This window comes from Pseudomonas sp. GYB4201 (genome assembly GCF_056312595.1).
Genome location: NZ_JBWGIG010000001.1, coordinates 289,255 through 313,500 on the forward strand (window position 1 = coordinate 289,255; position 24,246 = coordinate 313,500).

The following is a 24,246-nucleotide window of genomic DNA, read 5'->3' on the forward strand; positions in this document are numbered from 1 at the left end:
ATTTCCACTATGCGTGCGTGACCAGGCCCGTTATGAGCGTTCTTTCAAAGTGATGGTGCGCGGCCGTTCCAGCCAGCCGCCCTCGCCATCGGGGACAATCTCGACCACGTCGACCTGCGAATCGGTGATCGACACGATTCGCCCTTCGTTGCGGCCCAGGTAGTCGCCCACCTTCATGCGGTAAACCCCACCGGCGCCCTTCATCAGGGCGAACTTGCCGGTTTCGTTGGCCAGCGTACCGACCATTTCAAACTGCTCGATATTGAAGCCTTCCAGGAACTGCTTGACCCGGGTGGGATCGGGCTTGACCTGCTTGGCGCCCTTCTGCCGGTGCGCCAGGTCGATCTTGACCGGCGGCTGGAACGGGCTGCGCAAGGCCGAGGCCTGGTAGGTGAACGGCTCGTAGGGGGCGAACTTGGGGATCGGCTCGATCGTCCCCCGGGGCCGTGCCTTGACGCCATCCATGTAGGCTTTCAGGTCATCGAAATCGCCATTGCCACAGCCGGAAAGCAGGGCCATGAAACCGATCAGCACAAGGCTGCATGCTGCCCTCATTTGGCCGCTCCCTTGTCCTGGGCCGGGCCCGGCCCCTTGTCCTTGTCACCGTCGTGGTAGCGGTAGGTCTTGGCCAGGATGTTCATGCGCAGCAACGTGGTGTTGCCGTCGACCACCGGCTTCACCTCGAAGTCATGCAGGGTGACGATGCGCGGCAGGCTCGACACGCCACTGACGAAGGTGCCCAGGTCGTGGTAGTTGCCGGTGACGGTGATCTGGATGGGCAGCTCCACGTAGAACTGCTGGGTGACCTCGGGCAACAGCTTGATTTCCTCGAACTCCAGGCCGCTGCCCAGGCCGGTACGGGTGATGTCTTCCAGCAGGCCCGGCACCTCGGTGTCGCTGGGCAGCTGGCGCAGCATGGCGCCGAAGGAAATTTCCATTTCCTTCATCTGCTGGGTGTAGGCCTCAAGGTTTGCCGCCTGGAACGCCTTGCTGGCGTATTGGTCCTTGAGCGTCTGTTCCTGGGCGCGGGCGCGCTCCAGTTCGTCACCCATGTCACTGATGTGGAAGTTGTAGCCAAGGGCCAGGATCAACACCATCAACAGCACCCCGGCGATACCCTTCATCGCCGGCGGCCAGGAGCCCAGGTTGTTGAAGTCCAGCTCGCTGAGGTTGATCTTGCGCAGGCCGTCCATCCATTCGGAGACATTCATTTCGCGTTCTCCTCGGTGGCGGGCGAGGTCTGGCGGACCGTGAGCTGGAAATTGTTGCTGTTGGTCTGCTGCTGGTCCGCGCCCTGCTTGGCCTTGACCTCGGTCAGGCTGGGGGCGGCCATCCACGGCGAAGCTTCCATGTTGCGCATCAAGTCCGATACACGATTGTTGGACTCAGCCGACCCGGACACGGCAATGCTCTTGTCGGTCATCTTCACGTCGGTGAAATACACCCCGTCCGGCACGGTGCGCGCCAGCTGGTCGAACAGGTGGCCGATGATCGGGCGGTTGGCCTGCAGGTCCTGGATGATCTTCATGCGCTCGATCAGCTGCTTGCGCCGCGCCTTCAGCTCGGCGATCTGCTTGATGCGCTCGTCCAGGGCGGTGATCTGCGTCTGGATGTAGGCATTGCGGGCGTTCTGCTGGTCGATGGCATGGCTGTAGTACTGGTCGGCCAGCAGGATGATGCCGACACCGCCCACCACCACGCCAGCCAGGGCCAGCAGGAAGCGTTTCTTGCGTTCTTCGCGCAGCTGTTCGCGCCACGGCAGCAGGTTGATGCGCGCCATCAGTCAAAACTCCTCAACGCCAGGCCGCAGGCAATCATCAGCGCTGGCGCGTCACTGGCCAGGGCGCCGGCGTTGACCTTGCTGCTCAGGGCCATGTCGGCAAAGGGGTTGGCGACCATGGCCGGGGTGCCCAGGCGCTGCTGGATCAGCTGGTCGAGGCCGGAAATGGAGGCGGTGCCACCGGCCAGCAGGATGTAGTCGACATCGTTGTGCTGGCCGGCAGCGAAGAAGAACTGCAGCGAGCGCGAGACCTGCTGCACCACGGCGTCCTTGAACGGCTGCAGCACCTCGGCCACGTAGTCGTCGGGCAGGCCGCCCTGCTTCTTGGCCAGGCCCGCCTCTTCCATGGACAACCCGTAGCGGCGCTGGATCTCCTCGGTGAGCTGGCGGCCGCCGAACAGCTGCTCGCGGGTGTAGATGATGCGGCCGTTGTGCAGCACGCTGAGGGTGGTCATGGTGGCGCCGATGTCGACCACGGCCACGGTCAGCGGGCCTTCGCCTTCCATCAGCGTCGGTTCCAGCAGGCCGAAGGCGCGCTCCAGGGCGTAGGCCTCGACGTCGACCACGCGCGCGGTCAGGCCAGCCAGGGCCAGGGCCGCCTCGCGCACCTCGACGTTTTCCTTGCGGCAGGCCGCCAGCAGCACGTCCACCCGCTCGGGGTTGCGCGCCGAATAGCCCTGCACCTCGAAGTCGATGGCGACCTCTTCAAGCGGGTAGGGAATGTATTGATCGGCCTCGACCTTGAGCTGGTTTTCCATTTCGTCTTCGGAAAGCGCAGCGTCCATCTCGATGGTCTTGGTAATGACAGCGGAACCTGCGACCGCCACGGCCACGGTCTTGGCGCTGGTGCGAGCCTTGACCAGCACGCGTGACAAGGCCTGGCCCACGCCCTCGAGCTCCGCGATGTTCTTTTCCACCACCGCGTTGGCCGGGAGGGGCTCAACCGCGTAGGCTTCGACTCTGAACCGGTTGCCGGAGCGACTGAGCTCCAGAAGCTTCACCGATGTCGAGCTGATGTCGATCCCCAAAAGCGAATTTGCTTTCTTGCCGAAGAGTCCAAGCACGCCCGATTCCCTATCATTATCCGTGACTTACGGACCACTTATAGTACGAAGCATTTAATAGCAGTCTTGACAGAAGCGCAAATAACGCTCTGTGTCTAAAAATGCTTATAATGCCCAGCACTTTTGCCTTGGTCGCCGTGCCTTGCGCGTAACCCATTCTTTTATCTGGAAATCCAAAAGCCTTGATACGCCTGCTGAAGTTTTTCTGGTGGTCCTTCGTCGCCGTTTTCTGTGGCCTGTTGCTCGGCCTGAGCGGTGCCTACCTGTATCTTAGCCCCAGCCTGCCGTCTGTAGACGCGCTCAAGAGCGTGCAGCTGCAGATACCGCTGCGGGTGTACAGCAGCGACAACAAGTTGATCGCCGAGTTTGGCGAAATGCGCCGTTCTCCAATCAAGTTCGCCGAAATTCCGCCGCACTTCATTCAAGCGCTGCTGTCGGCCGAGGACGATAATTTCGCCAATCACTACGGCGTGGATCCCAGCAGCCTGATGCGCGCCGCCGGCCAGCTGTTCAGCAGCGGCCACATTCAGACGGGCGGTAGTACCATCACCATGCAGGTGGCCAAGAACTACTTCCTGAGCAGTGAGCGTAGCTTCTCCCGCAAGGCCACGGAGATTCTCCTGGCCCTGCAGATCGAACGCCAGCTGACCAAGGATGAAATTCTCGAGCTGTACGTGAACAAGATCTACCTGGGCAACCGCGCCTACGGCATCGATGCCGCGTCGCAGGTGTACTACGGCAAGTCGATCCGCGACATCAGCCTGGCGCAGATGGCCATGATCGCCGGCCTGCCCAAGGCGCCGTCGCGCTTCAACCCGCTGGCCAACCCGGTGCGCGCCAAGGAGCGCCGCGACTGGATCCTGGGCCGCATGTACAAGCTGGGCAAGATCACCCAGGACGAATACCAGACCGCCCTGGCCGAGCCGATCAACGCCAGCTACCACGTGCCGACCCCGGAAGTGAACGCGCCGTGGATCGCCGAGATGGCCCGCGCCGAGATGGTCGGCCGCTACGGCAGCGACGCCTACACCGAAGGCTTCCGCGTCACCACCACGGTGCCCAGCAACCTGCAGGAAGACGCCAACGCTGCCGTCTCCGCCGGCCTGATCGAATACGACCAGCGCCACGGCTACCGCGGCCCCGAATCGCGCCTGCCGGGCAAGACCCGCGACGCCTGGCTGCAGGAGTTGGCCAAGCAACGGCCGCTCAACGGCCTGGAGCCGGCGATCGTCACCCAGGTGGACAAAGGCGGCCTGAGCGTGCTCAACCGCAACGGCGAGCAGCAGCACGTGGCCTGGGACACCATGAAGTGGGCCCGCCCCTTCCTCAACACCAACAGCCAGGGCCGCGCCCCAGGGCAGCCCTCGGACGTGGCCCAGGTGGGCGACCTGATTCGCGTGCAACCACAGCCGGACGGCACCTTGAAATTCAGCCAGGTACCGACGGTGCAGAGCGCGCTGGTGTCGCTTGACCCGCAGAACGGCGCCATCCGCGCCCTGGTGGGCGGCTTCGCCTTCGAGCAGAGCAACTACAACCGCGCCGTGCAGGCCAAGCGCCAGCCAGGCTCCAGCTTCAAGCCGTTCATCTATTGCGCGGCGCTGGACAACGGCTACACCCCGGCCACCCTGGTCAACGACGCCCCCATCGTGTTCGCCGACGCCAACATGGACAACGTCTGGCGGCCGAAGAACGACACCAACACCTTCCTGGGCCCCATCCGCCTGCGCGAAGCGCTGTACAAGTCGCGCAACCTGGTGTCGATCCGCGTGCTGCAGGCGCTGGGCGTGAACCCGACCATCGACTACATCACCCGCTTCGGCTTCAACAAACAGGACCTGCCGCCGAACCTGTCGCTGGCCCTGGGTACCGCCACCCTCACGCCGATCGAGATCGCCACCGGCTGGAGCACCTTCGCCAACGGCGGCTACAAGGTGTCGCCGTACCTGATCCAGAAGATCGAGAGCCGCAACGGCGACACCCTGTTCGTCGCCAACCCGCCCAGCGTGCCGGCCGACACCAGCGCCGCCGCCACCGCGCCGGGCGTCGCCGCACCAGAGCACTCGCTGATCACCGGCGCCACCAGCCCGGCGCTGACCGAGCCGCCAGCCGTGGCCACCCGGGTGGTCGATGGCCGCACCACGTTCATCCTCAACAGCATGCTCGAGGACGTGATCAAGAAGGGCACCGGCCGCCGCGCCATGGCCCTGGGCCGCAGCGACCTGGCCGGCAAGACCGGTACCACCAACGACTCCAAGGACGCGTGGTTCTCGGGCTACAACGCCGACTACATGACCACCGTGTGGACCGGCTTCGACCAGCCTGAAAGCCTGGGCCGCCGTGAGTTCGGTGGCACCGTGGCGCTGCCGATCTGGATGAACTACATGGCCGCTGCGCTGAAGGACAAGCCGGCCCATACCCAGGCCGAGCCGGAAGGCATCGTCAGCCTGCGCGTGGACCCGATCAGCGGCCGCGCGGCGACGCCGAGCACGCCGAACGCCTACTTCGAGCTGTTCAAGAGCGAGGACACGCCGCCGTCGGTCAACGAACTGGGCAACGGCAGCGCGCCTGGCAGCCCGCTGCCGGCGGACGAGTCGGCGCCTATCGACTTGTTCTAAGGCGCGCCCAATCCCGTAGCCGCTGCCGCCAGGCTGCGCTGGCCCTGTGCTTCACTGAAGATCTCCAGGGCTCACGCCGGCCAGCGCAGCCTGGCGGCAGCGGCTACAGGGATAATGCAAGACCCACAAAAAAGCCCGACTCAATGAGTCGGGCTTTTTTGTTACCAGCTGCGGTTAGCCGTTGAACACGTCATCCACGCTTTTCAGCGGGTAGTTCTTCGGGTACGGCAGGGTAGCCACGCCAGTCTCGATGGCGGCCTTGGCCACGGCGTCGGAGATCACGGTGATCAGGCGGGCGTCCATTGGCTTCGGAATGATGTACTCACGGCCGAACTCCAGGCCGATGCCGCCGTAGGCGTCGCACACTTCCTGAGGCACCGGCAGCTTGGCCAGTTCGCGCAGGGCGTTGGCGGCGGCGATCTTCATTTCTTCGTTGATGCGCTTGGCGCGAACGTCCAGGGCACCACGGAAGATGAACGGGAAGCCCAGCACGTTGTTGACCTGGTTCGGGTAGTCCGAACGACCGGTGGCCATGATCACGTCGCTACGAGTGGCGTGGGCCAGCTCTGGCGAGATTTCCGGGTCCGGGTTCGAGCAGGCGAACACGATCGGGTTGGCGGCCATGCGCTTCAGTTGCTCGGCGCTCAGCAGGTTCGGGCCCGACAGGCCGACGAACACGTCGGCGCCTTCGATGGCGTCGTCCAGGGTGCGCTTGTCGGTAGCGTGGGCGAACACGGCCTTGTACTGGTTCAGGTCGTCACGGCCAGCGTGGATCACGCCGGTGCGGTCGATCATGAAGATGTTCTCGACCTTGGCGCCCATGCTCACCAGCAACTTCATGCAGGAGATGGCCGCAGCGCCAGCGCCCAGGCAGACGATCTTCGCGTCTTCGAGGGTCTTGCCGGCGATTTCCAGGGCGTTGATCATGCCGGCCGCGGTAACGATGGCGGTGCCGTGCTGGTCATCATGGAACACTGGAATGTCGCACTGTTCGATCAGGGCGCGCTCGATCTCGAAGCACTCGGGTGCCTTGATGTCTTCCAGGTTGATGCCACCGAAGGTGATGGAGATACGCTTGACGGTGTCGATGAAGGCTTGCGGGCTTTCGGAGTCGACTTCGATGTCGAACACGTCAATGCCGGCGAAACGCTTGAACAGAACGCCCTTGCCTTCCATCACTGGCTTGGAAGCCAGTGGGCCCAGGTTACCCAGGCCGAGAATGGCGGTGCCGTCGGAGATGACTGCTACCAGGTTGCCTTTGCCGGTGTACTTGTAGGCCAGCTCTGGGTCGCGACCGATTTCGCGGACCGGCTCGGCCACACCTGGGCTGTAGGCCAGCGACAGGTCACGGGCAGTGGCGGTGGGTTTGGTCAGCTCGACACTCAGTTTCCCAGGACGTGGCTGGGCATGGTACTCGAGAGCGGCAGTTTTCAAATCTGACATTTTGGCGTTCCGCTTGTGCTATGGACTTTTAGAAGCGCCGAGGATACTCGCCCAGCAAACAGGCGACAAGACTGGCCGGTCACTTGGTTTAAGCGCCTGGCTATTGGACTTTGGCCGCAGGGCCGCGGCCGGCGGGGCTTGCGACTGTCTACAATTAATTTAATTTATGTGAACAATCCATAGCTTTTATTGTTCAAAAAACAGGCAAAAAAAAGGTGCCCCGAAGGACACCTTTCTTTACCAGCTCGATCGTTAGATCAAACCTTGCGAGCGCCGAAACCGCCGAAACGCTTCTGGAAGCGGTCAACACGGCCGCCGGTGTCCAGAGTTTTCTGCTTACCGGTGTAGAACGGGTGGCATTCGGAGCAAACGTCCAGGCTCAGTGGCTTGCACAGAGTCGAACGGGTCTTGATGACGTTGCCGCAGCTGCAGGTGGCGTCAACGGCTTCGTACGCTGGATGAATTTCTGGTTTCATGGTCACTTCCTCAGGCTGCGTGCCGCCATCCAACACCATTGTTGAATACCGCACGTAATTAGGCCGCGTATCTTATCAGACCTTGTCAAACACGCAAGTTATCGCTTGCACCGACTGTCGTCTGGTAGGCTGCGCCCCTGCAATCACCCCCCTACTTCAGAGAGCCCCCACGCGTGCCCGACGTCATCCTGCGCCTCGCCCTGCCCTCGCCGCTGCGACGCCTGTTCGACTACCGGGCGCCAGCCGGCATGCCAGCCAGCGCGTTCACCCCGGGCATGCGCCTGCGCGTGCCGTTCGGACGCCGGGAGATGATCGGCATCCTGATCGAGGTGGCCGACAGCAGCGACGTGCCGGCGGACAAGCTCAAGCCGGCGGTGGCCCTGCTGGACCCGGTCAGCCCGCTGCCACCGTCGCTGTTCAAGCTGTGCCTGTGGACCGCGCAATATTATCAGCACAGCCTGGGCGACACCCTGAGCTGGGCCCTGCCGGTGCTGCTGCGCCAGGGCGAGCCCGCCGAAGCGCGCCAGGAGCGCTTCTGGCTGGCGGCGCCCAACGCGCGCCAGGACGACCCACGCATCAAGAACGCCCCTCGCCAGCGCGAAGCCCTGGCCACCCTGGCCCAGCACCCCCACGGTGTGCCGCACCAACTGCTGAGCAAGCTGGGCCTGAACAAGGGCAGCCTGGACCTGCTGCTGGAAAAAGAGCTGGTGCAGGTGGAGGTGCGCCGGCATGCCCCCGGGGTGCGCCACGAACACTGGCTGGCGCAGCCCGAGCTGCCACTGAACCCCGAACAGCGCGCGGCCTTCGAGGCGGTGCGCGCCGGCTTCGACAGTTTCCACGCCTTCCTGCTGGCCGGGGTCACCGGCAGCGGCAAGACCGAGGTCTACCTGCAACTGATCCGCGAGACCCTGGAGGCCGGCAAGCAGGCGCTGGTGCTGATCCCCGAGATCAACCTGGGGCCGCAGACCCTGGCCCGCTTCGAGCAGCGCTTCAACGCGCGCATCGCCCTGCTGCATTCGGCGGTCAACGACCGCGAGCGCCTGGACGCCTGGCTGGCAGCGCGCGACGGCGAGGCCGACATTATTATCGGCACCCGCTCGGCGCTGTTCACGCCCATGAAGCACCCCGGCCTGATCATCATCGACGAAGAGCACGACGGCTCCTATAAACAGCAGGAAGGCCTGCGCTACCACGCCCGCGACCTGGCGCTGGTGCGCGCGCGCCAGGAGAACATCCCGATCCTGCTGGGCTCGGCCACGCCGTCGCTGGAAAGCCTGCACAACGCCTACACCGGCCGCTACGGCCTGCTGAAGCTGGAACACCGCGCCGGCGGCGCCAAGCAGCCCAAGTTCCTGCGCCTGGACGTAAAAAGCCGGCCGCTGGACAGCGGCATCAGCGGCCCGATGCAGCAGGCCATTGGCCAGACCCTGGCGGCCGGCCAGCAGGTGCTGGTGTTCCTCAACCGCCGCGGCTTCGCGCCGACGCTGCTGTGCCACGACTGCGGCTGGATGTCGGAGTGCCCGCGCTGCGACGCGCGCACCACCGTGCACCAGCGCTACGGTGAACTGCGTTGCCACCACTGCGGCCACGTGGAGCGCGTGCCCCGCCACTGCCCCAAGTGCAACACCGTGGACCTGCGGCCGGTGGGCGCCGGCACCGAGCGCGCCGAGGAACGCCTGAGCATTCTGTTCCCCGATTACCCGGTGCTGCGCGTGGACCGCGACAGCACCTCGCGCAAGGACGCGATGAACCAGCTGTTCGCCACCATCCAGAAGGGCCAGCCGTGCATTCTGGTGGGCACGCAGATGCTGGCCAAGGGGCATCACTTCCCGCGAGTCACCCTGGTGTCGATCCTGGATGCCGATGGCGGCCTGTTTTCCGGCGACTTCCGCGCCAGCGAGCGCATGGCCCAGCTGATCGTGCAGGTGGCGGGCCGTGCGGGCCGCGCCGAAGAGCCCGGCCGGGTGATCATCCAGACCCACCTGGCCGACCACCCGCTGCTGGTGCAACTCACCGAACAAGGCTACTTCGCCTTCGCCGAACAGGCCTTGAGCGAACGCCGCGCCGCCGGCCTGCCGCCCTTCGCCCACCTGGCGCTGCTGCGCGCCGAGGCGCACAAGCCGGGCCAGGCCGAAGCGTTCCTGGATGAAGCCTGCAGCGAGGCCGAACGCCTGCGGGAACAAATGCAGCTGGCGGGCATCGAACTGCTCGGCCCGGTGCCAGCCCCCATGGAGCGCCGCGCCGGCCGCTTCCGCGCGCAGCTGCTGTTGCAGGCCAGCGCCCGGGCGCCGCTGCACCGCCTGATCGCCAGCTGGCTGCTGGTGCTGGAGCAGATGCCCAGCGGCCGCCAGGTGCGCTGGTCGCTGGATGTCGACCCGGTGGACCTGTACTAATCAACTCCCGTAGCAGCTGCCGCAGGCTGCGTCCGCGATTTCCCCGCGTAATCGCGTGGCCCGGGACGCGGCCTGGCGGCCGCTGCTACGACTAGAATGCGATCCGGCATCAGCAAAGGTTGGCAACGCCCCACCAGCACCGGATAATATCCAGTTTTTCCACCCGCGCTTCCAGGCGCCGCCCGCCCATGCGGTCGAACGAGAAGACCATGAAAGACACCATTCGCCAGCTGATTCAACAAGCCCTCACCCAACTCGTCACGGAAGGTGTGTTGCCTGAAGGGCTGACGCCAGCGATCCAGGTGGAAAACGCCCGCGACAAGAAGAACGGCGACTTCGCCAGCAACATCGCCATGATGCTGGCCAAGCCGGCCGGCCTGAAACCGCGCGACCTGGCCGAGAAACTGATCGCCGCCCTGCCTGCCGACGCGCAGATCAGCAAGGTCGAGATCGCCGGCCCCGGCTTCCTGAACTTCTTCCAGAACACCCAGGCCCTGGCTGCCCGCCTGGACGCCGCCCTGGCCGACGCCCAGTTGGGCGTGCGCAAGGCCGGCGCCACCCAGCGCGTGGTGGTCGACCTGTCGGCCCCCAACCTGGCCAAGGAAATGCACGTCGGCCACCTGCGCTCCACCATCATCGGTGACGGCGTGGCCCGCGTGCTGGAGTTCCTCGGCGACACCGTGATCCGCCAGAACCACGTGGGCGATTGGGGCACCCAGTTCGGCATGCTGATGGCGTACCTGCAGGAAAACCCGATCACCAGCGACGAGCTGTCGGACCTGGAAAACTTCTACCGCGCCGCCAAGCAACGCTTCGACGAGTCCGAAGAGTTCGCCGACCGTGCCCGCGGCCTGGTGGTCAAGCTGCAGGCCGGCGACCCGGACTGCCTGGCCCTGTGGACCAAGTTCAAGGACATCTCGCTCTCGCACTGCCAGAAGATCTACGAGCTGCTGAACGTCAAGCTGACCATGGCCGACGTGATGGGCGAAAGCGCCTATAACGACGACCTGATCAACGTGGTCAACGACCTCAAGGCCGCCGGCCTGCTGGTAGAAAGCAATGGCGCCCAGTGCGTGTTCCTCGACGAGTTCAAGAACGCCGAGGGCGAGCCGCTGCCGGTGATCATCGTCAAGGCCGACGGCGGCTACCTGTACGCCACCACTGACCTGGCCGCCGTGCGCTACCGCAGCGGCAAGCTGGCCGCCGACCGCGCCCTGTACTTCGTCGACCAGCGCCAGGCCCTGCACTTCCAGCAAGTGTTCGCCGTGGCCCGCAAGGCCGGCTTCGTCACCCACCCGATGGACATGGAGCACATGGGCTTCGGCACCATGAACGGCGCCGACGGCCGCCCGTTCAAGACCCGTGACGGCGGCACCGTGAAGCTGATCGACCTGCTGACCGAAGCCCAGGAACGCGCCTACGCGCTGGTGAAGGAAAAGAACCCGGAACTGGCCGAGGACGAGCTGCGCAACATCGCCAAGGTGGTGGGCATCGACTCGGTGAAGTACGCCGACCTGTCCAAGCACCGCACCAGCGACTACAGCTTCAACTTCGACCTGATGCTGAACTTCGAAGGCAACACCGCCCCATACCTGCTGTACGCCTACACCCGTACTGCCGGCGTGTTCCGCAAGCTGGGCAAGAGCTTCGCCGACGTCGAAGGCGAGATCGTGCTGGAAGCGCCGCAGGAGCACGAACTGGCCGCCAAGCTGGCGCAGTTCGCTGAAATCCTGAACAACGTCGCTGAAAAGGGCACCCCGCACGTGCTGTGCACCTACCTGTACGACGTCGCCGGCCTGTTCTCCAGCTTCTACGAGAACTGCCCGGTGCTGGCCGCCGACACCCCGGCCCAGCAACAAAGCCGCCTGCGCCTGGCCGCCCTGACCGGTCGCACCCTCAAGCAAGGCCTGGAGCTGCTGGGCCTGGAAACTCTGGAGCGCATGTAAGTTGGTTGCCAAGAAAAAACCTGCTCCCAAGCGTGGCGCCAGCCGAAACTCCGCTCCAGCGAAAAAGCCGATCCCGGGTTGGGTATGGATGGCGGTCGGCCTCACGGTCGGCGCCTTCATCGTCTTCCTGATGAAGCTGGAGCCGGGGCATGACGACGTCAAGCGGGTGAAACCCGAGCAGGCCAAGGCCGACAAGATCGCCGAGGCCAACAAGACGCCGCCAAGCCCGCAGGCGCCGGTGAAGCCCAAGTACGACTTCTACACCCTGCTGCCCGAGTCGGAAGTGATCGTGCCGCCTGAAGCCGTGCCGGAGAAAACCCCGCCGGTGCCGGCGCAACCACCGGTCACCCCGGCGGAAGCGGCGAAGATCGACACCGCGCGCGCCCAGGCGGCGCTGTCGGGGCAGACGCCACCGCCAGCACCGGCGGTGATCAAGCCGGCGGCCACCACGCAGTTCTTCCTGCAGGCCGGCTCGTTCCGCAAGCAGTCCGATGCGGACCGCGTGCGCGCGCAGATCATCCTGCTGGGCCAGGCGGTGGCGGTTGAATCGGGCACCGTGAAGGACGAGACCTGGTACCGGGTGCTGGTCGGGCCGTTCAGCAACCGCGAACAGCTGACCGTGGCGCAGAAGCAGCTGTCGGGCAGCGGTTTCAGCAACTTGCTGTTACAACAACGCCAGACCCGCCAGTAGCCAGTAGCCGCTGCCGCCAGGCTGCGCCGGCCCTGTCATTCACTGGAGATCTTCAGCGAACACAAGGGCCAGCGCAGCCTGGCGGCAGCGGCTACGGGCATTCGCAACACCACCGCTCATCCCCCAAGGTTGAAATAGCCAACCGCACCCCCATATGAGTTTCCATCAGGGCATTTTCGCCCCGCTGCGTGGAGACTCTCCCCTTGACCACCATCGTTTCAGTTCGTCGCCACGGCAAAGTCGTCATGGGCGGCGACGGCCAGGTTTCCCTCGGTAATACCGTGATGAAAGGCAACGCCAAGAAAGTGCGCCGCCTGTACCACGGCCAGGTAATCGCCGGTTTTGCCGGTGCCACCGCCGACGCCTTCACGCTGTTCGAGCGTTTTGAAGGCCAACTGGAGAAACACCAGGGCCACCTCGTGCGCGCCGCCGTCGAGCTGGCCAAGGAATGGCGCACCGACCGTTCCCTGAGCCGCCTGGAAGCCATGCTTGCCGTGGCCAACAAGGACGCCTCCTTGATCATTACCGGCAACGGCGACGTCGTCGAACCCGAGGACGGCCTGATTGCCATGGGTTCGGGTGGTGCGTTCGCACAAGCCGCTGCCCGCGCGCTGCTGATGAAAACCGATTTGTCGGCCCGCGAAATCGCCGAGACCGCACTGGGCATCGCCGGCGACATCTGCGTGTTCACCAACCACAACCTGACCATCGAGGAGCAGGACCTCGCGGAGTAACAAGTTGTTCTGGCGCCCGGCTGCGGCCGGGCCTTCCCACGCTTGTCAGCACCGCTAGAGGACCGCCACATATCATGTCCATGACCCCCCGCGAGATCGTCCACGAACTCAACCGCCACATCATCGGCCAGGACGATGCCAAGCGCGCCGTCGCCATCGCCCTGCGCAACCGCTGGCGCCGCATGCAGCTGCCGGCCGAGCTGCGCGTTGAAGTGACGCCCAAGAACATCCTGATGATCGGCCCTACCGGCGTGGGCAAGACCGAGATCGCCCGCCGCCTGGCCAAGCTGGCCAACGCGCCATTCATCAAGGTCGAAGCTACCAAGTTCACCGAAGTGGGCTACGTGGGCCGCGACGTCGAGTCGATCATCCGTGACCTGGCCGACGCCGCCCTGAAGCTGCTGCGCGAGCAGGAGATCACCCGCGTGCAGCACCGCGCCGAAGACGCCGCCGAAGAGCGCATCCTCGACGCCCTGCTGCCGCCGGCACGCATGGGCTTCAACGAAGACCAGACCCACAGCACCGACTCCAACACCCGCCAGCTGTTCCGTAAGCGCCTGCGCGAAGGCCAGCTGGATGACAAGGAAATCGAGATCGAAGTGGCCGAAGCCATGGGCGTCGACATTTCCGCGCCACCGGGCATGGAAGAGATGACCAACCAGCTGCAGAACCTGTTCGCCAATATGGGCAAGGGCAAGAAGAAAGCCCGCAAGCTCAAGGTGAAGGAAGCCCTGAAGCTGGTGCGCGAGGAAGAAGCCGGTCGCCTGGTGAACGAGGAAGAGCTCAAGGCCAAGGCCCTGGAAGCAGTCGAGCAGCACGGCATCGTGTTCATCGACGAGATCGACAAGGTGGCCAAGCGCGGCAACGTCGGCGGCGCCGATGTGTCCCGTGAAGGCGTGCAGCGCGACCTGCTGCCGCTGATCGAAGGCTGCACCGTGAACACCAAGCTGGGCATGGTCAAGACCGACCACATCCTGTTCATCGCCAGCGGTGCCTTCCACCTGAGCAAGCCAAGCGACCTGGTGCCCGAGCTGCAAGGCCGCCTGCCGATCCGCGTGGAACTCAAGGCCCTGACCCCGGAAGACTTCGAGCGCATCCTGCAAGAGCCACACGCCTCGCTGACCGAGCAGTACCGCGAGCTGCTGAAGACCGAAGGCCTGAACATCGAGTTCGCGCCCGAGGGCATCAAGCGCCTGGCCGAGATCGCCTTCCAGGTCAACGAGAAGACCGAGAACATCGGTGCCCGCCGCCTGCACACGCTGCTGGAACGCCTGCTGGAAGAAGTGTCCTTCAGCGCCGGCGACCTGGCCAGCGCCCACGACGAGACGCCGATCCGCATCGACGCCGAGTACGTGAACAGCCACCTGGGCGAATTGGCCCAGAACGAAGATCTGTCTCGGTATATCCTGTAAGGCATGCATTCAACCCTGTAGCAGCGGCCGCAACGCCGCGTCAGGCAGGCGCACCGCGCTGGTCCTGACGCAGCCTGGCGGCAGCTGCTACGCGGTTGGCGCCAACCGTCAACAGGTGTTCCATCCATGTCCAAGCTCCCCACCGCCATCAACCTGCACAAAGCCTCGAAGACCCTGAGCCTCACCTACGGGCCGGACGAGGTGTACCACCTGCCCGCCGAATTCCTGCGCGTGCACTCCCCTTCCGCCGAGGTCCAGGGCCACGGCAAACCCATCCTGCAGTTCGGCAAGCAGGGCGTTGGCCTGTCCAAAATAGAGCCGGCCGGCCAGTACGCACTAAAATTGACCTTCGACGATGGCCACGACAGCGGCCTGTTCACCTGGGACTACCTCTACCAGCTGTCGATTCGCCAGGAGCAGCTGTGGGCGGATTACCTCGACGAGCTGCAAAAAGCCGGCAAGACCCGCGACCCCGCATTGTCGGTAGTCAAACTGATGCTCTAGCCCGCGGCTCGGATTTTCTAGAGAGCATTTTCTAATTCTATTTGCTTGAATGCCTTGGCAGCGGTCCTACAACGGTCGCTTGCGATTTCGTACAAAGTCGGGTAACCAATGGAAGTGGCAAGTTCCCTGCATCACTCAGGGCACTGGTCGGGTTCGGACGTTGCGAGAGAAGGTAGCCTTCCGCAGGCGCAGGATTGCCAGCAATACTCCGCGATGCATCGCCCGGCCAGTCGTTACACAACTGTTCGCTATCACTGGTCACCCGGGCAGTAGTACTGGCTCGCGGCTGCGCTGTCGGCACAGTCCCACCAGTACTCGTCTCAGGACAACGGAGCGTCGTAGATGAGTAACAAGAACAACGATGAACTGAAGTACCAGGCCTCGGAAAATACTCTGGGCCTGAACCCTGTCATCGGCTTGCGCGGCAAGGATCTGCTCAGCTCTGCGCGCATGATTTTGCGGCAGGCTCTCAAGCAGCCGCTGCACAGTGCCAAGCACGTGGCCCATTTTGGCATCGAACTGAAGAACGTGATCTTCGGCAAATCCAGCCTGGTACCGGAAAACGATGACCGTCGTTTCGGTGACCCGGCCTGGAGCCAGAACCCCCTCTACCGCCGCTACCTGCAGACCTACCTGGCGTGGCGCAAGGAGCTTCACGACTGGGCGGGCGAGAGCAACCTCTCGGCCCAGGACATCGCCCGCGCCCACTTCGTCATCAACCTGATGACCGAGGCCATGGCGCCCACCAACACCATGGCCAACCCGGCAGCGGTGAAGCGCTTCTTCGAGACCGGCGGCAAGAGCCTGCTCGACGGCCTGTCGCACCTGGCCAAGGACCTGGTGAACAACGGCGGCATGCCCAGCCAGGTCAACATGGACGCGTTCGAGGTGGGCAAGAACCTGGGCACCAGCGAGGGCGCGGTGATCTACCGCAACGACGTGCTGGAGCTGATCCAGTACAGCCCCATCACCGAGCAGACCCTGGAACGGCCGCTGCTGGTGGTACCGCCGCAGATCAACAAGTTCTACGTGTTCGACCTCAGCCCCGAGAAGAGCCTGGCGCGCTTCTGCCTGCGCAGCAACGTGCAGACCTTCATCATCAGCTGGCGCAACCCTACCAAGGCGCAGCGCGAGTGGGGCCTGTCGACCTACATCGACGCCCTGAAGGAAGCGGTGGACGTGGTGCTGGCCGTCACCGGCAGCAAGGACTTGAACATGCTCGGCGCCTGCTCGGGCGGCATCACCTGCACCGCGCTGCTGGGCCACTACGCCGCCCTGGGCGAGCGCAAGGTGAACGCCCTGACCCTGCTGGTGAGCGTGCTCGACACCACCCTGGACACCCAGGTGGCGCTGTTCGTCGACGAGCAGACCCTGGAGGCGGCCAAGCGCCACTCCTACCAATCGGGCGTGCTGGAAGGCAAGGACATGGCGAAGATCTTCGCCTGGATGCGCCCCAACGACCTGATCTGGAACTACTGGGTCAACAACTACCTGATGGGCAACGAGCCGCCGGTGTTCGACATCCTGTTCTGGAACAACGACACCACGCGCCTGCCGGCCGCCTTCCACGGCGACCTGATCGAAATGTTCAAGAACAACCCGCTGACCCGCGCCAACGCCCTGGAAGTCTGCGGCACCGCCATCGACCTGAAGCAGGTGGACAGCGATATTTTCTGCCTGGCGGGCACCAACGATCACATCACGCCATGGACTTCGTGCTACAAATCAGCACAACTGTTTGGCGGCAAGGTGGAGTTCGTGCTGTCGAGCAGCGGTCATATCCAGAGCATTCTCAACCCGCCGGGCAACCCCAAGGCGCGGTTCATGACCAATAGCGAGCTGACGTCCACCCCCGTGCAGTGGCAGGAGGATTCGACCAAGCACACCGATTCCTGGTGGTTGTACTGGGCAGCCTGGTTGACCGAACGTTCAGGGGAACTGAAAAAGGCGCCACTCAAGCTGGGCAACAAGGCGTACCCGGCCGGGGAGGCTTCACCCGGGACTTACGTGCACGAGCGCTGAGGCGCCAGGCCCGTCCGAGAACCGCCACGACAATTGGCGTGGCGGCACAACCTTATAGGGCTTGATGCATGCAGGAACAGTACATCTTCCGGACCGTGGATCTGGATGGCCAGGCCATCCGCACCGCGGTAAGGCCAGGCAAGCCGCATTTGACCCCACTGCTGATTTTCAACGGCATCGGCGCCAACCTGGAGCTGGTATTCCCCTTCGTGCAGGCGCTGGACCCTGACCTGGAAGTGATTGCGTTCGACGTGCCCGGGGTCGGTGGCTCCTCCACGCCCAGCTACCCCTACCGGTTCCCGGGGCTGGCACGCCTGACCGCGCGCATGCTCGACTACCTGGACTACGGCCAGGTGAACGCCATTGGCGTGTCGTGGGGCGGCGCGCTGGCCCAGCAGTTCGCCTACGACTACCCCGAGCGCTGCAAGAAACTGGTGCTGGCGGCCACGGCAGCCGGCGCGGTGATGGTGCCGGGCAAGCCCAAGGTGCTGTGGATGATGGCCAGCCCGCGGCGCTACATCCAGCCCTCGCACGTGGTGCGCATTGCCCCGGAGATCTACGGCGGTGCGTTCCGCCGCGACCCGGACCTGGCCATGAACCACGCCGCCAAGGTGCGTTCCTCGGGCAAGCTGGGCTACTACTGGCAGCTGTTCGCCGGGCTGGGCTGGACCAGCATCCACTGGCTGCACAAGATCCACCAGCCGACCCTGGTGCTGGCCGGCGACGACGACCCGCTTATCCCGCTGATCAATATGCGCCTGCTGGCCTGGCGCATTCCCAACGCCCAACTACACATAATCGACGACGGCCACCTGTTCCTGATTACCCGGGCGGAAGCCGTCGCGCCGATCATCATGAAGTTTCTCCAGGAAGAGCGCCAACGCGCGGTGATGCACCCGCAACCGGCGCCATTTCGCGGCCCCTGAGGGGCCGCTGGTTGTCGCGTGCGTGGCCGGAGTGCTGCCAACGCGATCAACGCAAGCGTGCTGCACGGCGCTTGCACCCATGTGTTGGTAGAAGGCCCGACGAAGGAGTGTTGACGCATGAAAGAGAAACCAGCCAAGGGGCACACGCCCATCGCTGCCACCTTTATGAACGCCCAGAGCGCGATCACCGGGCTGCGGGGTCGTGACCTGGTTTCGACCCTGCGCAGCGTAGGCCGCCACAGCCTGCTGCACCCGGTGCTCACCGCCCGCCACGCCATGCGCCTGGGCAGCCAGCTGAGCCGGGTGCTGATGGGCGACACCTTGCACCAGCCCAACCCCAAGGACAGCCGCTTCAGCGACCCCACCTGGAGCCTCAACCCCTTCTACCGCCGCGGGCTACAGGCCTACCTCAGCTGGCAGAAGGAGGTGAAGGCGTGGATCGACGAAAGCGGCCTGCCCGAGGACGACCGCGTGCGCGCGCACTTCGTCTTCGCGCTGATCAACGACGCCATGTCGCCCACCAACTCGCTGCTCAACCCGCTGGCGCTCAAGGAGCTGTTCAACTCCGGCGGCACCAGCGTGATCAAGGGCATCGGCCACCTGCTCGACGACCTGCGCCACAACGACGGCCTGCCCCGCCAGGTCAGCCGCGAGGCGTTCGAGGTGGGGAAGACCGTTGCCACCACGCCCGGCGCGGTGGTGTTTCGCAACGAACTGCTGGAGCTGATCCAGTACAAGCCCATGAGCGAGAAGCAGTACGCCAAGCCGCTGCTGATCGTGCCGCCGCAGATCAACAAGTACTACGTGTTCGACCTCAGCCCCACCAACAGCTTCGTCCAGTACGCGCTGAAGAATGGCCTGCAGGTGTTCACCATCAGTTGGCGCAACCCCGATGCCCGCCATCGCGAGTGGGGGCTGTCGACCTACGTGGAAGCACTGGAAGAAGCGGTGAACGTCTGCCGCTCCATCACCGCCTCGCGCGACGTGAACCTGATCGGCGCCTGCGCCGGCGGCCTGACCATGGCAGCCCTGCAAGGCGTGCTGCAAGCCAAGCGCCAGGGCCGCCGCGTAGCCAGCGCCACGTACCTTGTGAGCCTGCTGGACAGCCAGATCGAAAGCCCGGCGGCGCTGTTCATCGACGAGCAGGCGCTGGAGGCAGCCAAGCGCCGCTCCTACCAGCACGGCGTGCTGGACGGCCGCGACATGGCCCGGGTGTTCGCCTGGATGCGCCCCAACGACCTGATCTGGAATTACTTCGTCAACAACTACCTGCTGGGCAAGACCCCGCCGCCGTTCGACATCCTCTACTGGAACAACGACACCACGCGCCTGCCTGCCGCGCTGCACGGCGACCTGCTGGACTTCTTCAAGCACAACCCGCTCAGCCACTCCGGCGGCCTGGAGGTGTGCGGCACGGCCATCGACCTGTCCAAGGTCACCGTGGACAGCTTCAGCGTGGCCGGCATCAACGACCACATCACCCCGTGGGACGCGGTCTACCGCTCCACCCTGCTGCTGGGCGGCGAGCGCCGTTTCATCCTGTCCAACAGCGGCCACGTGCAAAGCATCCTCAACCCGCCGGGCAACCCCAAGGCCAACTACGTGGAAAACACCCGCCTGAGCAGCGACCCGCGGGCTTGGTACTACGACGCCAAGCACGTCGAAGGCAGCTGGTGGCCGGAATGGCTGAGCTGGATTCAAGCGCGCTCGGGCACCCAGCGCGAGACCCAGATGGCCCTCGGCAGCGCCACCTACCCGACCCTGGACGCCGCGCCAGGTACCTATGTGCTGGTGCGCTGACTTTTTGCTCAAGGACTGACAAGAAACCGGATGAAAACCCGCGACCGTATCCTGGCGTGTGCCCTGCAGCTGTTCAACCAGCAGGGCGAACCCAATGTCTCGACCATGGAGATCGCCAATGAAATGGGGATCAGCCCCGGCAACCTCTACTACCACTTCCACGGCAAGGAGCCGTTGATACTGGGGTTGTTCGAACGCTTCGAAGATGAGCTGACACCGCTGCTGGACCCACCTGAACACGTGGAACTCAGCGCCGAGGACTACTGGCTGTTCCTGCACCTGATCGTGGAGCGCATGGCCCAGTACCGCTTCCTGTTCCAGGACCTGTCCAACCTGGCCGGGCGCCTGCCCAAGCTGGCGCGCGGCGTGCGCAGCCTGCTCAACGGCATCAAGCGCACCCTGGCCTCGCTGCTGGCCAGCCTGAAAGCCCAGGGCCAGGTCACCAGCGACACCCAGGCCCTGGGGCAACTGGTGGAGCAGATCACCCTGACCCTGGTGTTTTCCCTGGACTACCAGCGCATCCTGGGCCGCGACGGCGAGGTGGGCGTGGTGGTGTACCAGATCATGATGCTGGTGGCCCCGCACCTGCACCCCGAGCCGAGGCACGCCGCCGAACGCATCGCGCTGCGTTACCTGGAGGGTTAATAGCACCACCACGCCAACCAAAACGCCAATCGCGTAGCAGCTGCCGAAGGCGGCGTCCCAGCCAACACTGGCCTATCAGCAAGTGCGCGGCGCCCGTGACGCGGCCTGGGGGCCGCTGCTACACGGGCAAATAAAAACGCCCGGCCTTTGCGGGGCCGGGCGTTTGGTCAGCCTGAGGTTATCAGGACTGCGGGGCGCTTGCCGGGGCCGACGCGCTGCTTGGCGCTGGCGCGGACGGGGCGGCGGCGCTGTTGGCGGTGGACGCCGGGGCAGCGCTGGCGGCCGGAGCGGCCGGCTTGGCGGCTGCCGGTTTTTTCACCGCAGGCTTTTTCGCCGCCGGCTTGGCAGCAGCCTTGGCGGCAGCGACTGGCTTGGCGGCTGCCTTGGTGGCGGTCTTGGCCGCTGCTGCGGTTTTCGCCGCAACCGGCTTGGCCACCGCCTTGGTGGCTGCCTTGGCGGTGGAAGCGGCCTTGGCCAGCGGTTTGGCCGCAGGCTTGGCAGCTGCGGTGCGGCTGGAGATCGGCGTCACCGATTGCCCGGTGAGCTTCTCGATCTGCTTGGTCAGGGTATCGACCTTGCTGTGCAGCTGCTTCACTTCCAGGCGGCTAGGCACGCCCAGGCGCGAAATGGCGCTGTTCAGGCGCTTGTCGAACGCTTCTTCCAGCTCGCTCCACTTGCCCAGTGCGCGCTCTTTCACATCGCCCACCCGCGACTTGGCGGTCTTGGCGGTGGACTTCACCGAGTCCACGCCCTTGTCGACTTCTTCCTTGGCCTGTTGCTCGGCTTTTTCGCCGTCCTTGACCAGGTTCTCGAAAAGCTTACTGCCGTCATTGCTGATCTTCGAGTAAGCGCCCAAACCAGCCAGCCAGATCTGACGCGAGTATTTCTCTACTTCGCCGACCCAGGAGCTGCCTTCTTTCTCAACCTTCTTCTTGCCAGCCATCCTGCTCTCCTTAATGTTTGCGCTCGACACGTTGAAGCAATGCCGTCAGCTCATCGAGCTTAGCAGAGAGTGTCTCAACGTCATGCCGGGACGGGATGCCGATGCGGTTCAAGGCACTGGCTACCCGGGAATCAAATGCGCTTTCGATGCGGTCTAGCTGCAGCTCGACCTTGCCCTTCACGGACTTGAGCTCGGCCTTCACCTCGCCCTTCACTTCGGCGATCTCGGTGTTGGCGGCCTTGATCTCGGCGTCGATCTTCTTCTTGCCGGTCTTTTCCACGTCTTCACCGGTCTTGATCAGCTCCTTGATGTAGCTGACGCCTTCCTTGCCTGCCTTGGCGTAGGCACCGATGCCGGCCAGCCAGATCTTGCGGGCGTAGGAACGAACCTCACCGGCGGCGTGTTCCGCCGGAACCTGGACCTTCTTCTTCAGGATCGCTTTTGCCATGGTGCACCTCATGCTTGTAAAGAGGGAGGATTGCCCACCCGACCACAGGGCATAGGCACACCTTAATGACAAAAATTAGAATGCTCACCCTAAGCACCAAAATCCGTTTGTCACGAAATATTCAGGGTTTTGACAAAAAACTCACATATGACGTCGTAGCATGCGTGTCGTTTTTGATTTCGGGCAGCTGACTCCGGTGCCTGATCGCCGAGAGTTGGAACCCACATGACCACCGCATCCCCCACAGTTGCCCGCCGCGCCCGCACCGATTGGGCAGGACTGGGCTGGCTTTTCCTGTTCTTCTGGTACTTCTCGGGCGTGACCCAGGCGCTGATCCTGGCCGCCGGCACCACCGGTTTCCAGGGCTTTCGTGACGCCTTCTTCCTCAGCGCCCTGTGGCTGATCCCGGTGCTGCTGTTCCCTTCGCGCACCAAGGTGATCGCCGCGGTCATCGGCATCGTGCTGTTCCTGTGCTCGCTGGGCAGCCTGTTCTACTTCCTGGTGTACCACCAGGAGTTCTCCCAGAGCGTGATCTTCATCATGTTCGAGTCCAACAACGCTGAAGCCGGCGAGTACCTGGGCCAATACTTCCAGTGGTGGATGGTGCCGGCATTCCTGTTCTACGCAGCGGTGCCGGTGTTCATCTGGACCCGCCTGCGCCCAGTGCGCATCAGCACCACCAAGGCCATCGCGGTGAGCCTGGCGCTGATCCTGGGCCTGGTGGTGTGGCCGCTGGTGAAAGCGGTGAAGAAGAAAGGCGGCTTCGAAAACGGCATGGAAAACTTCCAGAGTCGCATGGAGCCGGCGGTGCCGTGGCAGCTGGTGATCGGCTATAACAACTACCTCAAGCAACTGGACGGCATGCAGGACATGCTGGCGCTGGACGCGAAGATCCCGCCGCTGACCAACCTGAAGGACACGGCTGCCGGCCAGCCGTCCACCCTGGTGCTGGTGATTGGCGAGTCGACCAACCGCGGCCACATGAGCCTGTACGGCTATGGCCGTGACACCAACCCCGAACTGAGCAAGCTGCGCGACCAGTTGAGCATCTTCAACGACGTGGTCACCCCGCGCCCCTACACCATCGAGGCGCTACAACAGGTGCTGACCTTCGCCGACGAAGAGCACCCCGACCTGTTCCTGAAGACGCCGTCCATCGTCAAGATGATGAAGCAGGCCGGCTACAAGACCTTCTGGATCACCAACCAGCAGACCCTGACCAAGCGCAACACCATGCTCACCACCTTCTCTGCGCAGGCGGACGAGCAGTCGTACATGAACAACAACCGCAACCAGAACGCCCGCCAGTACGACGGCGACGTGATCGAGCCGTTCACCAAGGCCCTGGCCGACAGCGCACCGCGCAAGCTGATCGTGATCCACCTGCTGGGCACCCACGTCAGCTACCAGTACCGCTTCCCGCCAGAGTTCGACAAGTTCAAGGATAACGTCGGCGTGCCGCCGTCGATCACCGGCGAACGCCTGCAAACCTACAACGACTACGACAACGCGGTGCTGTACAACGACTTCGTGGTGTCGAGCCTGATCAAGAACTACCAGGCCGCCGACCCGAACGGCTTCCTGCTGTACCTGTCCGACCACGGCGAAGACGTGTACGACTCGGGCGACCACACCAACCTGGGCCGCAACGAAGGCAACCCGACCTCGGCCATGTACACCATCCCGTTCATGGTCTACGCCTCGCCGAAATGGAAGGCTGACCACGCGTGGGGCTTCCAGGGCGACGCCAACCGGCCGTACAGCACCCAGAACCTGATCCACACGTGGGCAGACCTGGCGGGCCTGAGCTTCAACGAATGGGACCCGACCAAGAGCATCGTCAACGACAAGTTCGTGGCGCGCCCGCGCTTGATCGGCGACCCGTACAACCCCAAGACCCTGCGTGACTACGCCACCATCGCGCCCAAGGCCGACGGCACCGCCGTAGTCCAGAAGTAACCACCCCCCCTGTAACAGCGGCCGCAAGGCCGCGTCACAGGCACCGCGCAAGCAGCTGACGCCGCCTGGCGGCAGCTGCTACGGGTCAGCTGACCAGCGCTTTATCCAGCGCCTTCTCGATCTCGCCCTTGATCGACGAGCCCATGATCGACAGCATCATGCCCAGCTTCAGGTCCACGCGGATGGTGTCTTCACCGATGCGGATGGTACCGCTGGCGCCGCTGCGCTTGACCTCTACCACATCCCCGTCCCACCGGGCCTGCAGGTCATATTCCCTGGCCAGCTTGTCCACCAGCACCTCGGCTTTCTGCCGGGCCGCATCGCGCCCAAGGCCATGTTTGCGCTCAACGCTGATTTGCGTCATCCAACCAGTCCCGCTCAAGTGATAATGCTGGCTATAGTAGCGCGGTTGCGCTTCCAAGCCATCTGCGACCAGCCTTGCCAA

21 protein-coding genes are annotated in these 24,246 nt (G+C 64.1%); 12 read left to right on the top strand and 9 right to left on the bottom strand.

Annotation, left to right across the window (positions count from 1 at the left end; translation table 11 throughout):
• Positions 1 to 30: 30 nt before the first annotated feature.
• From pilP to AC0Z2B_RS01290, 4 genes are read right to left on the bottom strand one after another with little or no spacing between them, the layout of a single operon-like run.
• The gene (pilP, locus tag AC0Z2B_RS01275; RefSeq protein WP_476294839.1) at positions 31 to 555 is read right to left on the bottom strand and encodes a type 4a pilus biogenesis lipoprotein PilP; all 525 of its coding nucleotides are present in this window, start codon (positions 553 to 555) and stop codon (positions 31 to 33) included.
• Positions 552 to 1,211 carry a type 4a pilus biogenesis protein PilO gene (gene pilO / locus AC0Z2B_RS01280; protein WP_476294840.1) on the bottom strand — a complete coding sequence of 220 codons (660 nt, stop codon included), beginning with the start codon at positions 1,209 to 1,211 and terminating at the stop codon, positions 552 to 554. Before pilO ends, pilP begins: the two co-directional genes overlap by 4 nt.
• Positions 1,208 to 1,780 (bottom strand): PilN domain-containing protein, encoded by a 573-nt coding sequence (locus tag AC0Z2B_RS01285; protein WP_476294841.1) that lies wholly within the window; start codon positions 1,778 to 1,780, stop codon positions 1,208 to 1,210. Before AC0Z2B_RS01285 ends, pilO begins: the two co-directional genes overlap by 4 nt.
• The gene (locus tag AC0Z2B_RS01290; RefSeq protein WP_416422055.1) at positions 1,780 to 2,844 is read right to left on the bottom strand and encodes a pilus assembly protein PilM; all 1,065 of its coding nucleotides are present in this window, start codon (positions 2,842 to 2,844) and stop codon (positions 1,780 to 1,782) included. The genes AC0Z2B_RS01285 and AC0Z2B_RS01290 overlap by 1 nt, the downstream gene beginning before the upstream one ends.
• A 182-nt stretch (positions 2,845 to 3,026) precedes the next feature.
• Here AC0Z2B_RS01290 and AC0Z2B_RS01295 point away from each other — a divergent pair, with 182 nt between their 5' ends.
• Complete coding sequence (locus tag AC0Z2B_RS01295) at positions 3,027 to 5,459, top strand: penicillin-binding protein 1A (RefSeq protein WP_476294842.1); 2,433 nt, start codon at positions 3,027 to 3,029, stop codon at positions 5,457 to 5,459.
• Positions 5,460 to 5,633: 174 nt separating this feature from the next.
• Here AC0Z2B_RS01295 and AC0Z2B_RS01300 read toward each other — a convergent pair whose 3' ends face one another.
• Entirely contained in the window at positions 5,634 to 6,902 is a 1,269-nt protein-coding gene (locus AC0Z2B_RS01300) for a malic enzyme-like NAD(P)-binding protein (protein ID WP_416422053.1), read from the bottom strand.
• Positions 6,903 to 7,159: 257 nt separating this feature from the next.
• Complete coding sequence (rpmE, locus tag AC0Z2B_RS01305) at positions 7,160 to 7,378, bottom strand: 50S ribosomal protein L31 (protein WP_158154476.1); 219 nt, start codon at positions 7,376 to 7,378, stop codon at positions 7,160 to 7,162.
• Between the two features lie 173 nt (positions 7,379 to 7,551).
• Here rpmE and AC0Z2B_RS01310 point away from each other — a divergent pair, with 173 nt between their 5' ends.
• From AC0Z2B_RS01310 to AC0Z2B_RS01355, 10 genes are all read left to right on the top strand, one after another.
• Positions 7,552 to 9,771: a primosomal protein N' gene (locus tag AC0Z2B_RS01310; protein WP_476294843.1), complete on the top strand. Its 2,220-nt coding sequence runs from the start codon at positions 7,552 to 7,554 to the stop codon at positions 9,769 to 9,771.
• 209 nt (positions 9,772 to 9,980) lie between these two features.
• Positions 9,981 to 11,717 (top strand): arginine--tRNA ligase, encoded by a 1,737-nt coding sequence (gene argS / locus AC0Z2B_RS01315; protein WP_476294844.1) that lies wholly within the window; start codon positions 9,981 to 9,983, stop codon positions 11,715 to 11,717.
• A gap of 1 nt (position 11,718) precedes the next feature.
• Positions 11,719 to 12,408, top strand: coding sequence for an SPOR domain-containing protein (locus tag AC0Z2B_RS01320; protein ID WP_416422050.1), 690 nt, complete (start codon positions 11,719 to 11,721; stop codon positions 12,406 to 12,408).
• Positions 12,409 to 12,611: 203 nt separating this feature from the next.
• Positions 12,612 to 13,142, top strand: coding sequence for an ATP-dependent protease subunit HslV (gene hslV / locus AC0Z2B_RS01325; protein ID WP_008368013.1), 531 nt, complete (start codon positions 12,612 to 12,614; stop codon positions 13,140 to 13,142).
• A 74-nt stretch (positions 13,143 to 13,216) separates the two neighbouring features.
• On the top strand, positions 13,217 to 14,554 hold the full coding sequence (hslU, locus tag AC0Z2B_RS01330) for an ATP-dependent protease ATPase subunit HslU (protein WP_416422049.1): 1,338 nt from the start codon (positions 13,217 to 13,219) through the stop codon (positions 14,552 to 14,554).
• A gap of 126 nt (positions 14,555 to 14,680) precedes the next feature.
• Entirely contained in the window at positions 14,681 to 15,058 is a 378-nt protein-coding gene (locus AC0Z2B_RS01335; RefSeq protein ID WP_476294845.1) for a gamma-butyrobetaine hydroxylase family protein, read from the top strand.
• Between the two features lie 342 nt (positions 15,059 to 15,400).
• Positions 15,401 to 17,080 carry a class II poly(R)-hydroxyalkanoic acid synthase gene (phaC, locus tag AC0Z2B_RS01340; RefSeq protein WP_416422047.1) on the top strand — a complete coding sequence of 560 codons (1,680 nt, stop codon included), beginning with the start codon at positions 15,401 to 15,403 and terminating at the stop codon, positions 17,078 to 17,080.
• A gap of 68 nt (positions 17,081 to 17,148) precedes the next feature.
• Positions 17,149 to 18,006: a poly(3-hydroxyalkanoate) depolymerase gene (gene phaZ / locus AC0Z2B_RS01345; protein WP_416422046.1), complete on the top strand. Its 858-nt coding sequence runs from the start codon at positions 17,149 to 17,151 to the stop codon at positions 18,004 to 18,006.
• A gap of 117 nt (positions 18,007 to 18,123) precedes the next feature.
• The gene (gene phaC / locus AC0Z2B_RS01350; RefSeq protein WP_476294846.1) at positions 18,124 to 19,806 is read left to right on the top strand and encodes a class II poly(R)-hydroxyalkanoic acid synthase; all 1,683 of its coding nucleotides are present in this window, start codon (positions 18,124 to 18,126) and stop codon (positions 19,804 to 19,806) included.
• Between the two features lie 30 nt (positions 19,807 to 19,836).
• Positions 19,837 to 20,451, top strand: a complete 615-nt coding sequence (locus tag AC0Z2B_RS01355) for a TetR/AcrR family transcriptional regulator (protein ID WP_416422044.1) — start codon at positions 19,837 to 19,839, stop codon at positions 20,449 to 20,451.
• 181 nt (positions 20,452 to 20,632) lie between these two features.
• Here AC0Z2B_RS01355 and AC0Z2B_RS01360 read toward each other — a convergent pair whose 3' ends face one another.
• Positions 20,633 to 21,394, bottom strand: coding sequence for a phasin family protein (locus AC0Z2B_RS01360; RefSeq protein WP_476294847.1), 762 nt, complete (start codon positions 21,392 to 21,394; stop codon positions 20,633 to 20,635).
• Between the two features lie 10 nt (positions 21,395 to 21,404).
• The gene (locus tag AC0Z2B_RS01365; RefSeq protein WP_416422042.1) at positions 21,405 to 21,842 is read right to left on the bottom strand and encodes a phasin family protein; all 438 of its coding nucleotides are present in this window, start codon (positions 21,840 to 21,842) and stop codon (positions 21,405 to 21,407) included.
• 225 nt (positions 21,843 to 22,067) lie between these two features.
• Here AC0Z2B_RS01365 and cptA point away from each other — a divergent pair, with 225 nt between their 5' ends.
• Positions 22,068 to 23,801 (top strand): phosphoethanolamine transferase CptA, encoded by a 1,734-nt coding sequence (cptA, locus tag AC0Z2B_RS01370; protein WP_476294848.1) that lies wholly within the window; start codon positions 22,068 to 22,070, stop codon positions 23,799 to 23,801.
• An 85-nt stretch (positions 23,802 to 23,886) separates the two neighbouring features.
• On the opposite strand, the gene AC0Z2B_RS01375 is transcribed toward cptA, so the two are convergent.
• Complete coding sequence (locus AC0Z2B_RS01375; RefSeq protein ID WP_416422040.1) at positions 23,887 to 24,165, bottom strand: polyhydroxyalkanoic acid system family protein; 279 nt, start codon at positions 24,163 to 24,165, stop codon at positions 23,887 to 23,889.
• Positions 24,166 to 24,246: the final 81 nt, after the last annotated feature.

Excerpts from the sequence above, each read along its gene's own strand:
- pilO (WP_476294840.1), bottom strand. The coding sequence starts at position 1,211 with ATGAATGTCTCCGAATGGATGGACGGCCTGCGCAAGATCAACCTCAGC.
- argS (WP_476294844.1), top strand. The coding sequence starts at position 9,981 with ATGAAAGACACCATTCGCCAGCTGATTCAACAAGCCCTCACCCAACTC.
- AC0Z2B_RS01355 (WP_416422044.1), top strand. The coding sequence starts at position 19,837 with ATGAAAACCCGCGACCGTATCCTGGCGTGTGCCCTGCAGCTGTTCAAC.
- AC0Z2B_RS01375 (WP_416422040.1), bottom strand. The coding sequence starts at position 24,165 with ATGACGCAAATCAGCGTTGAGCGCAAACATGGCCTTGGGCGCGATGCG.
- AC0Z2B_RS01365 (WP_416422042.1), bottom strand. The coding sequence starts at position 21,842 with ATGGCAAAAGCGATCCTGAAGAAGAAGGTCCAGGTTCCGGCGGAACAC.
- phaZ (WP_416422046.1), top strand. The coding sequence starts at position 17,149 with ATGCAGGAACAGTACATCTTCCGGACCGTGGATCTGGATGGCCAGGCC.
- phaC (WP_416422047.1), top strand. The coding sequence starts at position 15,401 with ATGAGTAACAAGAACAACGATGAACTGAAGTACCAGGCCTCGGAAAAT.
- AC0Z2B_RS01285 (WP_476294841.1), bottom strand. The coding sequence starts at position 1,780 with ATGGCGCGCATCAACCTGCTGCCGTGGCGCGAACAGCTGCGCGAAGAA.
- hslU (WP_416422049.1), top strand. The coding sequence starts at position 13,217 with ATGTCCATGACCCCCCGCGAGATCGTCCACGAACTCAACCGCCACATC.
- phaC (WP_476294846.1), top strand. The coding sequence starts at position 18,124 with ATGAAAGAGAAACCAGCCAAGGGGCACACGCCCATCGCTGCCACCTTT.
- AC0Z2B_RS01360 (WP_476294847.1), bottom strand. The coding sequence starts at position 21,394 with ATGGCTGGCAAGAAGAAGGTTGAGAAAGAAGGCAGCTCCTGGGTCGGC.
- cptA (WP_476294848.1), top strand. The coding sequence starts at position 22,068 with ATGACCACCGCATCCCCCACAGTTGCCCGCCGCGCCCGCACCGATTGG.
- rpmE (WP_158154476.1), bottom strand. The coding sequence starts at position 7,378 with ATGAAACCAGAAATTCATCCAGCGTACGAAGCCGTTGACGCCACCTGC.
- AC0Z2B_RS01335 (WP_476294845.1), top strand. The coding sequence starts at position 14,681 with ATGTCCAAGCTCCCCACCGCCATCAACCTGCACAAAGCCTCGAAGACC.
- pilP (WP_476294839.1), bottom strand. The coding sequence starts at position 555 with ATGAGGGCAGCATGCAGCCTTGTGCTGATCGGTTTCATGGCCCTGCTT.
- AC0Z2B_RS01300 (WP_416422053.1), bottom strand. The coding sequence starts at position 6,902 with ATGTCAGATTTGAAAACTGCCGCTCTCGAGTACCATGCCCAGCCACGT.